General features: G+C 61.0%; 11 protein-coding genes and 1 pseudogene. 3 read left to right on the top strand and 9 right to left on the bottom strand.

Annotated features, from left to right (window positions below; genetic code table 11):
• Positions 1-10 precede the first annotated feature (10 nt).
• From ACZ445_RS25190 to ACZ445_RS25170, 5 genes and pseudogenes are all read right to left on the bottom strand, one after another.
• Complete coding sequence (locus tag ACZ445_RS25190; RefSeq protein ID WP_464707701.1) at positions 11-1,024, bottom strand: diguanylate cyclase domain-containing protein; 1,014 nt, start codon at positions 1,022-1,024, stop codon at positions 11-13.
• A gap of 190 nt (positions 1,025-1,214) precedes the next feature.
• Positions 1,215-1,523 carry a helix-turn-helix domain-containing protein gene (locus ACZ445_RS25185; protein WP_179029771.1) on the bottom strand — a complete coding sequence of 103 codons (309 nt, stop codon included), beginning with the start codon at positions 1,521-1,523 and terminating at the stop codon, positions 1,215-1,217.
• A gap of 10 nt (positions 1,524-1,533) precedes the next feature.
• Positions 1,534-1,659 (bottom strand): annotated as a pseudogene (locus ACZ445_RS25180) (type II toxin-antitoxin system RelE/ParE family toxin); the annotation flags it as partial.
• A gap of 66 nt (positions 1,660-1,725) precedes the next feature.
• Positions 1,726-3,615: an alkaline phosphatase D family protein gene (locus ACZ445_RS25175; RefSeq protein WP_310863656.1), complete on the bottom strand. Its 1,890-nt coding sequence runs from the start codon at positions 3,613-3,615 to the stop codon at positions 1,726-1,728.
• Between the two features lie 445 nt (positions 3,616-4,060).
• Positions 4,061-4,849: an MlaA family lipoprotein gene (locus ACZ445_RS25170; RefSeq protein ID WP_464707699.1), complete on the bottom strand. Its 789-nt coding sequence runs from the start codon at positions 4,847-4,849 to the stop codon at positions 4,061-4,063.
• Between the two features lie 167 nt (positions 4,850-5,016).
• Here ACZ445_RS25170 and ACZ445_RS25165 point away from each other — a divergent pair, with 167 nt between their 5' ends.
• Positions 5,017-5,727, top strand: coding sequence for a response regulator (locus ACZ445_RS25165; protein WP_058423414.1), 711 nt, complete (start codon positions 5,017-5,019; stop codon positions 5,725-5,727).
• On the top strand, positions 5,724-7,043 hold the full coding sequence (locus ACZ445_RS25160) for an ATP-binding protein (RefSeq protein WP_310863654.1): 1,320 nt from the start codon (positions 5,724-5,726) through the stop codon (positions 7,041-7,043). The genes ACZ445_RS25165 and ACZ445_RS25160 overlap by 4 nt, the downstream gene beginning before the upstream one ends.
• A gap of 174 nt (positions 7,044-7,217) precedes the next feature.
• Here ACZ445_RS25160 and ACZ445_RS25155 read toward each other — a convergent pair whose 3' ends face one another.
• The 3 genes from ACZ445_RS25155 to ACZ445_RS25145 all read right to left on the bottom strand — a co-directional run bounded on the left by ACZ445_RS25155 (position 7,218) and on the right by ACZ445_RS25145 (position 10,648).
• Positions 7,218-9,461, bottom strand: coding sequence for an ATP-binding protein (locus ACZ445_RS25155; protein ID WP_058423412.1), 2,244 nt, complete (start codon positions 9,459-9,461; stop codon positions 7,218-7,220).
• Positions 9,458-10,072, bottom strand: coding sequence for a biliverdin-producing heme oxygenase (locus ACZ445_RS25150; RefSeq protein ID WP_058423411.1), 615 nt, complete (start codon positions 10,070-10,072; stop codon positions 9,458-9,460). The genes ACZ445_RS25155 and ACZ445_RS25150 overlap by 4 nt, the downstream gene beginning before the upstream one ends.
• Positions 10,073-10,267: 195 nt before the next feature.
• Positions 10,268-10,648, bottom strand: a complete 381-nt coding sequence (locus tag ACZ445_RS25145) for a response regulator (protein ID WP_058423410.1) — start codon at positions 10,646-10,648, stop codon at positions 10,268-10,270.
• Positions 10,649-10,886: 238 nt separating this feature from the next.
• On the opposite strand from ACZ445_RS25145, the gene ACZ445_RS25140 reads away from it, so the two are divergent.
• Positions 10,887-11,261 (top strand): c-type cytochrome, encoded by a 375-nt coding sequence (locus ACZ445_RS25140; RefSeq protein WP_310863653.1) that lies wholly within the window; start codon positions 10,887-10,889, stop codon positions 11,259-11,261.
• Here the strand turns inward: ACZ445_RS25140 and ACZ445_RS25135 are convergent, their stop codons facing one another.
• The gene (locus ACZ445_RS25135; RefSeq protein ID WP_464693838.1) at positions 11,262-13,283 is read right to left on the bottom strand and encodes an LTA synthase family protein; all 2,022 of its coding nucleotides are present in this window, start codon (positions 13,281-13,283) and stop codon (positions 11,262-11,264) included. It abuts the gene before it with no gap.
• Positions 13,284-13,293 lie beyond the last annotated feature (10 nt).

Below are 13,293 nucleotides of genomic sequence, written 5' to 3'. Positions count from 1 at the left end.
ACGGGGGCTGTTATTCAGAGACCCCATCCTTCCCCGCCGCCTTGGCGCGGTACAGCGCCTGGTCGGCACGCGCTATCAGGGCGGCGGGGGATTCATCCCGTTCGCGCTCGGCTACACCCAGGCTCAAGGTGACGGTGAAGTCGTGGCTGTGCGAACTGTTGCTCAATTGCTGGCGGATGCTATGTGCCAGTGTCTTCGCGCTTTCCAGCGAGGTCTTGGGCAGGACCAGCACAAACTCATCGCCGCCCCATCGGGCCAACAGATCACCTGGGCGAACACAGCGTTGCAGGCATTGCACCACCTGCACCAGCGTCTGATCGCCCACGCCATGACCGTAACGGTCATTGATCGGCTTGAAGTCATCGATATCCATCGCGATCAACGCCAGCGGCAGGCGAAAGCGCTGGGCGCGGTCGCATTCTTCCAGCAGCACTTTCTCCAGGCGGTAGCGGTTGGCGACCAGGGTCAGGGCATCCCGTTCGGCCAACGAGCGGTTTTCATCCAGCTGTAGCTGCAACTGCTGGTTGACCCGCGACAATTCGCGCGTGCGCTCGGCCACCAGTGCCTCAAGGGATTGATTGCGTTGCTCCAACTGCTCGACGGAGCATTTTCGCAGATGAATGTCGCGGTGGGCGCCCACCATCCGTGCGACCGAGCCGTCGGCGTTACGTGCAATCACGTAGCCACGGTCTTCGATCCACAGGTAGCTGCCATCCTTTTTGCGGCAGCGGTATTCGGCTTGGTAGTAGGGGGCACGACGGTGGATGTAGTCGTCAAACAGCGTCATCACCCGGGGGTAGTCGTCTGGGTGAATCACGTTTTCCCAGGTGAATACACTGTTCTCCAGCGCATGGCGGGGATAACCGAGCATTTCGTACCAGCCTGGGTTGCGGTAGACGAACCCGGTGTTGGCGTTCCAGTCCCAGATCCCGTCGCTGACCAATTCGAGGACGGTGTGCAACATGTCGGCGTTGAAGTGAGAAAAGTCCTGTTTCAACGGGTTGTTGTCGGAGGTATCGCCCATCTGCGCGTTCCTTGCGTGGGCAGGCCTGCAAAGCCTGCCGTTGTTGACGCCGATACTCCGTGGCTGGCGCTACTGTACAACGGGGCTTGGACGCTTTGAATAGGGCAGATGTACGGCGAAAGGTTGATGGCTAATGGCTATGGCTGTCTCTGAAGAGTCCGGCTTCCCGGTGAGCGTCTGGCATGCCGCTTCAGGTAATCGGCAGTATTGCATCCGAGTCAGGTATGAGCCGAACTTCTACCCGTTGGCCTAGAGCCCTTGCCGCACTTGCCAGGGTTGCCAATGTCATGCCTGCATCGTTCTGATCGAGCGCCCGGTCTACTGCGGTACGGCTGGTGTGCATACGCTCGGCCAGCGCTTTTTTGCTGATTTTCTGGGCTTTAATGGCTTCTGCCAACTGCCAGGCGATGACACGTTTCAACGCCCCTGCTGACACTTCCTCAATGAGCCCATCGTCGTTAAGAAAGTCGTCGAAGTTGGAGCCAATATGCTTGTTCATAGGTTGTGCCTCATAGCTTGCGTTTACGACGCCGGGCGGTGTCCAGTTCTACCACAGGTGTTTTTTGGCTTTTTTTGATGAAGCCATGCAGCAGCACAATGTCACAGCCCACCAGCGTAAAAATGATCCGTGCGATTTAAACAGTCACTTGTGATCTTTCTACAAGACTGGCGTGAACGTGTTTTTATGTCTGTGGGAAAGATTACTTCGGCGCCGTCATCCTTGTCCGCACCCGCCCATCCGCGTTGTGCTGGTAGATCGCTTCAGGCTGGCCCTGATCGTTGAAAAACACCTGGCCTATCCCCGCTGAATTCCATAACCGCTCGCCCGCTTCGGCGTCCTCTGGAATATGCGGCACCACCTTCATGCTGCGACGGCGTGTGAACCCGTTGAGCGGCGAGCGCGGTGAGTAGAGCCAACGGTTGAGGCGGTCGAACCATTCCAGCAGGCGTGGGGGGAACTCGTTCTTGATGCCGCTGCTGGTGATCTGCCAGATCCTTGGGCCGGCGTTGCGATGGCGGATCAGCACTTCGTAGACGAACGAATAGTGAACGTCACCTGAAAGGATCACGTAGTTACCCGGCGTACGCGAGTGGCGGAAGATATTGAGGATCACCTGGGCAGCGCCACGATGGGCCATCCAGTTTTCCGCATCCACCAGCAACGGGTGCCCGCACCAGCTGAAAATTTTCTGGACTGTTTCGATCAACTTCACGCCAAAGATGGGGGCGGGTGACACGATAATGGCCGAGGGATGGTCGAGCAGCTCCTGTTGCAGCTCACTCAACGCCTCCCAGTCGAGCAGGCCGGACGGTTGCTTGAGGGTGAACTCGCTGCGCCAGCGGCGGGTGCGGGTGTCGAGTACCACCAGGGCCGGGGTGGTGGGTAGCACGTAGTGCCATTGCTGGAACTTGAGCAGCGCGTCGATCAATTCATCCTGAGCGGCGGCATCCAGGTGATTGGCCTGTGGCTGGCAGGTAAGCGCCTGGGTTTGGCTGACCAGCTTGCTGAACGCATCCGGCTGATTGCCCCAGCCCTGGCACAGCAGGTAGGCCAGCAAAGCGTTGCCGATGATGCGTTTGGAGAACGGGTGGCCGTAGGCGGTAGCTTCCCATTGGGCGCTGAGGTTCCAATCGTCGGTGATGTCGTGGTCGTCAAAGATCATCAAGGTGGACAGGTGGGCAAACACCCGGGCGACACCTGGCAAGCCCTCGCGGAATCGGTCGAGTTGCATCTGTTCGTGGGTGTAGCGCTGCAGTTCTTCTGTGCTCAGTTGCGGCGCTTCAGGCGCGATCAGTTCCCAGGCCGTCGGCGACCATACCAGCAAGTACATCGCAATGACTTCAGCGAAGGTGACCAGGTGATTGTCGGCAGTGCTGCTGGTGAAGATCGGCTTTTTCACACCGCCAAAGAAGCGTTCACGCAAGGTTTCGTTGCTGTCCAGTGCCGGCAGCAGGTCGGCGCGATGGTAGTAACTGGCACGATGCCCGTAGAGGCTGGCGCTGTCATCGATCACGGCGCCCTGCAGGTATTCGTCGAACAGGCCCAGGCGTGTGATCAATGCATGTATTGCGCGCAACATCGGCCCGGCCACATCGTCGGCGTACACCTGGTCACCGCTCATCATCAGCAGGGCCGGGCGCTCGGCTGGGGTGTGGGCATCGGCCAACAGGCGGTCGACACACAACAGGCCTTCATCGGCGCTGTGGTGGGGTTTGCGGCATGAGCCGTGTACCAACTGATGGATACGACTGTGCAAAACAAAACTTGGGAAGTGGGCGTTGGTGTACAGCAGGTGGGGTGCCCAGTCGGCGATGCCGGTGTTGTCGAACAACACGTCGTAACTGATCGCGACGTCCAGGGGCAGGGCCTTGTCCAATGGCACATCGATCAAGTGGATAAAAGCATGGTGCCCAACCGGTACGACCTGGCAATGATCAAGTTTGATCTCCAGGGTTTGGGCGGGTAGATGCAACTGCAGGGTCAGTTCCAGAGCTCGACTTCCCACCAGCCACAATACCAGGCGCCGGGGTTCGAGGCGGCGCAGCAGTGGGCCAGCCAATACGGCGGGCAGTGTGTCGAGGTGCGGCATGCAGGTAATGGTTCCACGCTGGGTTTAACCGGCAAGGTTAGCCCAGTGAATGTCATGGTTTTGTTAAACAACAGTACGAAGGGCCGTGCACTGCCCTTCGCATTAAGGCGGGTTAGAGCAACCTTCCTTGACCCAGGGTGTCTAACCCACCTCCGCTTTTGCGACGGTCGTTGGCGGCCGTGCTCCCAAGATCGGCGGCGTTCAGTTGCGAGTGTGTGACGTCAATGCTGCGCTTCCTGCGCTGGGGCTCTGCATCGTCCTGCTGCAGTGGAGGGTATTGAAAGCTGCCCAGTGTGTGATTGATAGCGCTTAGCATGGATGTTTCCTTCTATTGTGTAGAGGACTACTTCGCCTGTTGCAGCGAAGTGAGGCCAAATTTATAGAGGGCGAAACGAGTCAGCTATAAACGCGCTGCTGCAAGATATGACACGGGCGGCCAGTGCTTTCAGAAGTCATCCGAGGCGCTGTTGGCGCAACCGTCCAGCCCGGGAGATGTCGCGCCTTCCTGGCCCTCGCGCACAAAGGCCGCCCGATTTTCCGCCACCACATTGCGCAACGCGCTGTAGTAATCCGGCAGTTTCTGCAGGCTGTCGGTGAGCGGCAACAATGACGCACGGGTATCGACGGTGCCGCCCACCAGGCTGATGGTGCCCAGGGTTTGCACGGTATTACTGTCGCCCAGTGGCGAAACCAGGAAGCTCAAGACCTTGCCCGCCGCATCCCGGCTATTACTGGTGCCCAGCAACGGCAGTTCGACAATCGGCCCATTGCCGATCCCCCACACACCGAATGTCTGGCCGAAGTCGGCTTTATGGCGCGGGATGCCCAGGCGATCCGACACATCGAACAACCCGACCACGCCCACCGTTGTGTTCACGGCGAAGCGCCCCAGGGTATTGACCGACCGTCTCGGGTTGCCTTGCAGCAGGTCGTTGATGAATATCTCCGGCTCGCTGAAGTTGCTCGCGAAGTTATGCACACCCTGCTGGAAAAAATCCGGCAGGTAACGGTAGCCTCGCGCTACCGGTGCCAGGGCGTAGTCATCTACAGCACGGTTGAACGCGAACACGCCGCGGTTGACCGGCTCGGCCGGGTCATACACCGGGTAATCCACCTGCGCGCAGCGGGCAGTCGGCGCGAATGGGGCCGGGCTTGCGCAGCCCGTCAGGTAGGACACTGTCAGCAACAGCATGGCCTGGCGGGCCAGGTGCTGGGGGTAGGTCAGCGAGCACATGGGCACAGTCTCCGCAAAAAAAGGGAGGCCGATCCTGGCAGTGCGACCTTGCGCAAAGATGTCTGGTTTATTGCGCCGTTGACGCTTTATTGCACGATTGAAATATATGACGGACCGTGCCGAATGGTTTTAGATAGCGCCTCGACCCAACCCAGTGAAGACCGTCGGTGAGCAACTTGTTGATTGTGGACGATGACCTTGAAGTCCTCGCCCTGCTGAAGAAATTTTTCCTGCAACACGGCTATGGGGTCGAGACGGCTGCCAGTGGCGCCGAGCTGTGGGCGGCCATGGAGCGCCAGCCGGCTGACCTGATCATCCTCGACCTGATGCTGCCCGGTGACAACGGCCTGCTGCTGTGCCAGCGCCTGCGCCAGCAATACGTGACGCCGGTGATCATGCTCACCGCCATGGGCGAACTCAGCGACCGCGTGGTAGGCCTGGAAATGGGCGCCGACGATTACTTGAGCAAACCTTTCGATGCCCGTGAATTGCTGGCTCGGGTGCGCGCGGTCTTGCGCCGTGCGGGTGAAACGCGGCTGCCGATGGGGGAGGTCGCACGCCCATTGATCCGCTTTGCTGGCTGGCAACTGGATCTCACGCGCCGCGAATTACGCTCGCCCGACCAGGTGATGATCCCGTTGTCGTCCGGCGAGTTCGACCTGCTGCTGGTGTTCGCCGAACACCCCCAGCGCGTGCTCACCCGCGAACAGTTGTTGAACCTGGCGCGGGGCCACAGCCATGACGCGTTTGACCGCAGCATCGACGTGCAAGTGAGCCGTCTGCGCCGCAAGCTGGAATTCGATACCAAACGCCCGGCGATGATCCGCACGGTACGCAATGGCGGTTACCAATTCACCGCCAGCGTGACCCGCTCATGAGCCGCCGCCCACGCGACACCGTGGCCCGCTGGATCGCCCTGACGGTGCTGATCGCGATGTTCACCGCATTGGCGTTCAACGCCCTGTTCGTGAAGCTGGCGGGGGTTTGGGCACGGCCGCCGCTCACCGAAACCGGCCTGCTGGAAAAAATCGCCGTGGTGGTGCGCGTGGTCGAAGCGTCGGCGCCGGCGCAACGACCGCGTCTGGCAGAAGTAATGGCTGACGACGCGTTCAGCGTGAGGTGGTCGGCGCAGCGAACAGCCTTTGATTTGCCCGTGCTGCAGGACCCGGATTTCCAGTCGGGAGAAGAGGCCTTCGAGCACCTGCTCGACGGCCCGATCCGGCCCATGGAAGCCTATGAACCGTCCGATTGGCCCGACGGCAATGGCCACTACATGCTGCTGATGCAACTGGCTGATCATTCCTGGCTGATGTTCACCGCGCCTGCCCGCAGCTGGGGCCTGGACGAGGGCGCACGCAGTGTGATCGTGGTGTTGCTGGTGCTGGTCTCCACCGCACTGGTCACCCTGGTGGCCACTCGGCGACTGGCGCGACCGCTGCAGGACTTTGCCCACGGCGTTCGGCGCTTTGGTGCAGACTTTCGCGCACCGCCCGTCGAACCGGTGGGGCCTCATGAAATCCGCCAGGCGATCCTTGCGTTCAACAGCATGCAGGCGCAGTTACGCCACTTCATCCAGGACCGCACGCAAATGCTCGCTGCCATCTCCCACGACCTGCGTGCGCCGCTGACGCGCCTGCGCCTGCGCGGGGAGTTCATCGAAGACGTCGACCAGCAGCAGCGACTGTTTCGCGACGTCGATGAAATGCAGGCCATGATCAACACCGCCCTGGAATTCTTCCGCGACGACGCCCGCCTGGAGCAAGCGACCCAACTGGACCTGGCGGAATTGCTGCAAACCCTGATTGACGACTACCGCGACCAGGCGATCGACATCACCTTTCACGGTCCGCCACGCCTGGTGTATTTCGGCAGGCCCCTGGGGCTCAAGCGGGTGATGACCAACCTCGTGGACAACGCGATCCACTATGGCGTCGCGCCGGAGATCGAGTTGCAGCACACACAGGACGAGGTCGTGATTCGCGTGCTGGATCGCGGCCCGGGTATTGCGGCTGAACATCGGGAGGAAGTGTTCCTGCCGTTCTATCGCCTGGAGGGCTCACGCAACAAAAGCACGGGCGGTGTCGGCTTGGGGCTCTCCACCGCCCGGGCGATTGTGCTGGAACACGGCGGCACCCTGACCCTGACCGAACGCCACGGCGGAGGGCTGGAGGCGGTGGTGGTGTTGCCCGTTTAAACATGGCATGTGGCGAGCGGGCTTGCCCCGCGTTGGGCTGCGCAGCAGCCCTCAAACCACCCAACTCGGTGTATCTGGAAGTTCACAGTGGATCTATTGGGGCTGCTGCGCAGCCCAACGCGGGGCAAGCCCGCTCGCCACAAAACACTCTACCTTCACAGTAGGGACGTTCACTCAGGTATGCGAGTCGTCGATCACCTTCGGCACCGTAAACCGGAACTCACTCCCCCGACCCACTTCGCTTTCGGCAACGATCTTGCCGCCATGGGCCTGGACGATACCTTGCGTGATATACAGCCCCAGCCCGCTGCCGGTCGGGTTGTTTTCCGTCTGGGTCCAGTAACGGTCAAACACATGCGGCAGTTGTTCCGGTGCAATGCCTTCGCCCGAGTCGCGCACGGAGAACACAATTTCTTCGCCATTGCTCATGGCACTGATGCCGATGTTGCCCTGGCGCGGAGTGAACTTGATCGCGTTGCCGATCAGGTTCGACAGCACCTGGAACAGACGCTCCGGGTCGGCATTGATCTGCAGGCCCGGCTCGGCGTTGAAGGACAGGTCGATGCCCTTATCCATCGCCAGCGGTGCCAGCAGGGAATAGGCTTCCTCGAAGATCTGGGTCACGTCGAGTGCCACCGGCTTGACCACATACCGCCCGGCCTCGATTTTCGAGGTGTCGAGCAAGTCTTCCAACAGCACGTTCATACGCCCGGCGGCCTGTTGCATGGTGTCGATAGCCGAGGAAATGCGTCGCGAGGTGTGTGGGCCATCGGAGCTGAAGGCCTTTTGCATCATGCCGCACAGCATCGAGATCACCGTCATCGGGTTACGCAGGTCGTGGGACACCACCGCCACCAGCTCATCACGCGCCCGCACCGCTTGTTGCTCGCGCAGCACCTGGCGCGCCAGGTCGTTTTCCAGGGCCGAGCGGCGCAGGTCGTTGGCGGCAAAGTGGTCGCCGTGGCTCCATTTGGTGGAGATGCCGGCCATTTCCACTTTCCAGATTTCAAACGAGGTGCGTGGGCGAAGGCGCAGGCCTGCGTCAGAGTTTTCCAGGTCCAGCGGTTTTTTCGGGTCGCCGCTCCAGTTGATGTTCTCCTTCACTTCCGGGCGGAACCACAGCACACCGTTGTCCACAGGCTTAGGCAGGCTCATGGCCAACACGCCACTGGCTACCTGTTGGAACTCGGCGGCCGGTGGGTACACCGACACCAGGTTATGGCTGGAAAACACCGGCTCGCTGCGCGCTTGCAACCACTTGTGCAAGGCACGGATCTGCGCCGGTTCCGGGCAGTTGCCGTAGCGGTGCAGTTGTTTGTCTTCGATGATCGCAACGCCGCCGGACAAGGTCAGATCCATCAACAATTGCGGTTGCTGGGCCAGGCCGTCGAATACGTTCTCTGCCGAGCGCTTCATGGCCTGGTCGAGCAACGCCAGGGCCTCGACTTTCTCCTCGCGCTGACGGCTAAGGTCCAGGGCCTCCATGGCGCTGATCTGCAGCGACAGCACCTGGCCGATGGTCTGGCAGGCGGTGCGCAAGTCGTTCGGCACCAGCAGCGGCTCGCGGTTGCCGCAGCTGATCAGGCCCCAGAGTTTGTCGCCCTTCATCAACGAGATGCTCATGGACGACAACACGCCCATGTTCTGCATGTACTGGCAGTGGATCGGCGACACACTGCGCAGGGTGGCAAAGCTCAGGTCCAGCGGCTGGCCGGTGTCCGGGCGCAGCTTGGGCAACAGCGGAACCGGCTCGTAGGCTGCGTTCGGGATGATACGTAGCCAGTTGGTGCGATACAGCTCGCGGGCCTGCTCCGGGATGTCGGACGCGGGGAAGAACAACCCGTTGAACAGCTCCATGGACGGCGCCGACGCTTCGGCGATCACCTGGCCGTGGCCTTCATCTTCGAAGCGGTAGATCAGCACGCGGTCGTAGCCGGTCATGGCCTGGATTTCAGTCACGCTGATTTCGTACAGCGCTTGCAGGGTTTTCGCCGACTGCAAACGTTGCAGCATCTTGCCCAGGTCGCTGGTGCGACCGTTCAGTGCCCGTGGGCGGAAGTCTTTGAGACGCGGCTCGAATTCCAGCACCAGCACATTCTGATGGCGGTGCAGCAGGCCTTCGAACTCTGCGCCGTTAAAGGAAACGTGCAGCGGCGGCGCGTCAAAAAACGTGTTGTTTTCGGCCATGGCAGCAACGGCCTGGGCGTGCTCGGCGCCCACCAGCGTGTGCAGCGGCTGGCCCAGCAGCGCCTCGGGCACATGGCCGAACAAGCTGCCCACGTTGGCGCTGACCTGGATGATATTCAGCTCGGGCTCGGACAATGTCAGCAGCACGCCATGGGGCTGGATCGCCCCCGGGAAGCGAATCGGCTCGTCGGCACAGTTGGCAAGCAGCTCTTCAAAGTCTTCGGGTTTCATAGCAGTACCTCCTGGCTGTCGAGCCATTGCTCAAAGCAGCGGAATGTCGAACGGGCTGCCTCTACCGCGCGCTGTTTGGCAGGGGCATCCAGCGGCAGGCGGCCCAGGTAATCGAGAAAGTCTTTCCAGCGTCGACCGGTCTCGGCGCCGTATACATTGAGAAACGCCCCACCGTTATCGGCATTGACGTCCAGGCGCTGGGCCATTTCCCGGCGCAGCACTTGGCCGCCGAGGGTCGCGCCTTCCAGCACGTAGAGGACTCCGAGGCAGGCGGCGGGGGTGTCGAGGTTCGGGAGTTCGGCGCAGCGGGGCAGGGCGCCGATAGCCTGTTCATTCAAACCCAACGCGTCGAGGTCATTCAGCAGCGTGGGTGTTTTCGTACGCAACCCCTGATCAAAGCCTTCAGGGATCAAATCACATTCGTACAGCGCCGCTTCCATTGGCCCATAAAACCCGTAGTACGCCTCAAGCAAGCGCTGATACCAGTCGGCATCCAGGCGCTCGGAGAAAAACGGCAGGCGCTTTTCCAACGCCACATGCAGCAGGGCCGTGCCTGTGCGCAACGTTTCCAGCAAAGAGGGCGCACCAACGTCATGGGCCTGTGAATGCATTCAATGAGCTCGAACTGTGGGCCTCTCGGCCATGAATGACGCGTTTTAATGGGCGACAATTCTACACAACTCAAGGCAGGCAGCTGTACGCACAAGGCGAAAAGGCTGACCAGCGGATCAGAAAAGTCGCTCCTTGCTTCATCAATGACCACAGCGCCCGCCGTGAAGTTCGGTTCGAGTGATGTTGAAGCGCTATCAATGCATGGATAAACCTTGCTGGGTGAGCGCCGTTTGCACACATTGGATCAAATGTTCGGAGCTCCAGGGCTTGGGCAGGAACCGCACCGAGCCGCCCAATTGTGCCGCCAGCTTCGTATTACCGGAGGTCAACACCACTGGCACCGTCGGCCAACGATGCGCCACCACCTTGCTCAGGTCGTAGCCATTGAGCAAACCCGGCATCTGGATATCGCTGACAATCAGGTCCACCGGGTCGTCGCCCCGCTCCAGGTAAATCATCCCTTCATCCGCCGAAGGAAACGACGTCACCACCGCGCCGAAATCTTCCAGCACATCCACCATCAACGCCCGAATGATTTCGTCGTCTTCCAATACCAAAATCGATGGCTGAGCCATGATCCTTACTCCACCATCAGGGTTCATAGAGGTGGAGTAGAACACAGCTGCTTAGGTTCGATTGGATGTGTATGAAGCGATGGATGGTCATTCAGAGTGTCTGGGTTGCACATTTGCGCAAGGGGGGGCGGGAGGATAGCGGCGCTGCGCACCCCAAGGACTGAAACGGTAATCTGGATGAGCATGCGCTCCAGACAAACAGGCATAATCGCCCGCTACACCCTCTGTGGAGTCTGCCATGAAGTACGCCCTGTTCACCCTCGTCCTGGCCCTCAACGCAAGCCCCGCTTTGGCGGCCGGCGACGCCGAGGCGGGCGGCAAACTCTTCACCAAGACCTGCGGCGGCTGCCACAGCATCGGCGAGGGTGCGCGCGGCGGTTTTGGTCCGCAGCTCAACGGCATCATCGGCCGGCCCGCCGGGACGACCACGGACTATCAGTATTCCGACGCGATGAAAAACTCCGGTGTGGTCTGGACCCGCGACAAGCTCGCCGCCTATATCGAAGCGCCGAAGAAGGTGGTGAGTGGCACGCGGATGATTTTTTGGGGCATCAACGACCAGGACAAGATTGCCGACATCCTGGCCTACCTCGAAACTTTCCAGCCCCAATAATCACTCTCGTACGTTGCTGAACAGCATCAACCGCGCACTCTCATGCAGCCCTCGGGTCAATCCCTGCAAGCGTTGAAACTCTTCGGGGTGCTGCGCGGCTACGTTCTCTCGCGGGCTGGGTGAGGCCAGGTCATGCAGGGTCGGCGAGCTACCGTCGTGTTGCATCTGCAGCAGGAAGTGCCGGGTGACGCCGCCGATGATCGGGAAGGTGCCTTCGCGCAACACCAGCGGCACCACGCGTTCGCCTTCGGGCGCCGGCTGCTGGATATCACGCCCCAGCGCGCCATTGCGAAACGGCATGCCCGCCATGCCGGCGACGGTGGGCAAAAGATCCGCCAGGCCCACGGCCTCCTCGATCACCCGGGGGGGCAGGCCAGGGGCGTGGATCAGCAGCGGTACGTTGTTGCTCTCCAAACCAAGCTGCTCAAAGGCCGGCGCCATGTGCGGGATCTGGCTGATGCGCGTGTTGTGGTCGCCGAAGAACACGAAAATGCTGTTGTCGTACCAGCCGCCGGCCTTGGCGATGTCCATCAGGCGGCCGATGTTGTAGTCCAGCAAGCGCACCGCGTTGTACTGCTCGACGCTGCGCGACCCGGCGGCCTGGACGTGCTCCAGGGTCACGTCCTTCACCTGGAAACCGTCGTTGTGCCTGGGGATGGTAAAGGGGCGATGGTTGCCGGAGGTTTGCAGGTAGGCGAAGAACGGCTGTTCCTTGGGCACGGCGCGCAGCAACTGGTCGCCTTCCTTGAACAGGTCCAGGTCGGAAATGCCCCACACGTCCACTCGGGGCGAACGCCAGTGGCTTTCCTCATACAACTGCACGCCGTCGATGCTCTGACGAATCAACGCGTTGATATTCGCCCAGCCGGCATTGCCGCCGATCATGTAGAACTTCTGGTAACCCTCGAAGGCGTTGATCAGCGTGTGCTGGCGCGTGATCAGCGGGTTGCGCGTGGCAGTCTCCTGGCGGGTCACGTCCGGCACGCCGCTGATGCTGGCCCACACGGTCTTGGCAGTGCCGGTGACAGGCACATAGAAGTGTTTGAAGAACCAGCTCTGGCTGGCCAGTTTGTCCAGGTTCGGCGTGGGGTTGAGCGGGTTGCCGTAGGCGCCTACGGCGCTGGTGCCAAGGGATTCGAGCATCACGAAGATCACGTTGGGCGGCCGCTCGCCGGCCAGTCGATAGGGTTGTACGCCTTGGCTGCGGATGAAATTGAGTGACTGCGCATCGGGTGTGTCTACCCCCAGGTAGTCGGCGATCAGCGGGTAATGTTTGCGCACCTGGGCTTCATCGAACTGCGACTGGCCAACCTTGAGGGTGTCGTACAAAAACAGCACCGGGTTCAGCCCCACTGCGGCGACTTGGCTGTTGCCGGAAAAGAACGCATCACTCCAGCGCAGGGGCACCGGGTTTTCCAGATTGAGATGGGCGACGCGACCGAGCAGCGCCAGCAGCACGCCGACCACGGCGATGATGGAAACCGCTACCAGGGACAGTTTGCCGCTGGCGCTGGGTGCGCGGTCCAGTGTCAATCGTTCGAGACAGACGAGCGCCCAGACCCACAGCGCCACCGCCGCCAGCCAACAGGCAGTTATCCACAGCACTGGGTAGGTTTCCCACACCATCTGTTGTGAAATCTGTGCGTCTTGCAGGTAGCGCAGCACCGTCGCATTGATGCGTACGCCGAGGTAGGCGTAATGGCCGAAGTCGATGATGTACACCAGGCCGACCACAGCCAGCGCCACCGTCAGATAAGCGCGTGCCAGCCAGCGCAGGGCGGGCAGAGTGATGAGGTTCCAGCGCGGCAGCCATGCCAGTACGGCCAGCGGCAGTAGGAGCAGCACCGCCAGGCGCAGGTCGAACCGCAGGCCGATGCCCAGGGTTTCCAGCAGGGCCGGGGTCCTCAAATCCAGGCCGGAAAAACCCAGCACAAACACCAGCCGCAACGCAGCCAGCAGCACAAACACCAACCCGATCGCGCCCACGCCGTAGCGCAGGCGGCGTGATTGCAACGCACTCATTATTTTTCCC

Source organism: Pseudomonas allii (assembly GCF_055380095.1).
This window is presented reverse-complemented; position numbering and strand designations above follow the sequence as displayed.

Excerpts from the sequence above, each read along its gene's own strand:
- ACZ445_RS25190 (WP_464707701.1), bottom strand. The coding sequence starts at position 1,024 with ATGGGCGATACCTCCGACAACAACCCGTTGAAACAGGACTTTTCTCAC.
- ACZ445_RS25185 (WP_179029771.1), bottom strand. The coding sequence starts at position 1,523 with ATGAACAAGCATATTGGCTCCAACTTCGACGACTTTCTTAACGACGAT.
- ACZ445_RS25175 (WP_310863656.1), bottom strand. The coding sequence starts at position 3,615 with ATGCCGCACCTCGACACACTGCCCGCCGTATTGGCTGGCCCACTGCTG.
- ACZ445_RS25170 (WP_464707699.1), bottom strand. The coding sequence starts at position 4,849 with ATGTGCTCGCTGACCTACCCCCAGCACCTGGCCCGCCAGGCCATGCTG.
- ACZ445_RS25160 (WP_310863654.1), top strand. The coding sequence starts at position 5,724 with ATGAGCCGCCGCCCACGCGACACCGTGGCCCGCTGGATCGCCCTGACG.
- ACZ445_RS25155 (WP_058423412.1), bottom strand. The coding sequence starts at position 9,461 with ATGAAACCCGAAGACTTTGAAGAGCTGCTTGCCAACTGTGCCGACGAG.
- ACZ445_RS25150 (WP_058423411.1), bottom strand. The coding sequence starts at position 10,072 with ATGCATTCACAGGCCCATGACGTTGGTGCGCCCTCTTTGCTGGAAACG.
- ACZ445_RS25145 (WP_058423410.1), bottom strand. The coding sequence starts at position 10,648 with ATGGCTCAGCCATCGATTTTGGTATTGGAAGACGACGAAATCATTCGG.
- ACZ445_RS25140 (WP_310863653.1), top strand. The coding sequence starts at position 10,887 with ATGAAGTACGCCCTGTTCACCCTCGTCCTGGCCCTCAACGCAAGCCCC.
- ACZ445_RS25135 (WP_464693838.1), bottom strand. The coding sequence starts at position 13,283 with ATGAGTGCGTTGCAATCACGCCGCCTGCGCTACGGCGTGGGCGCGATC.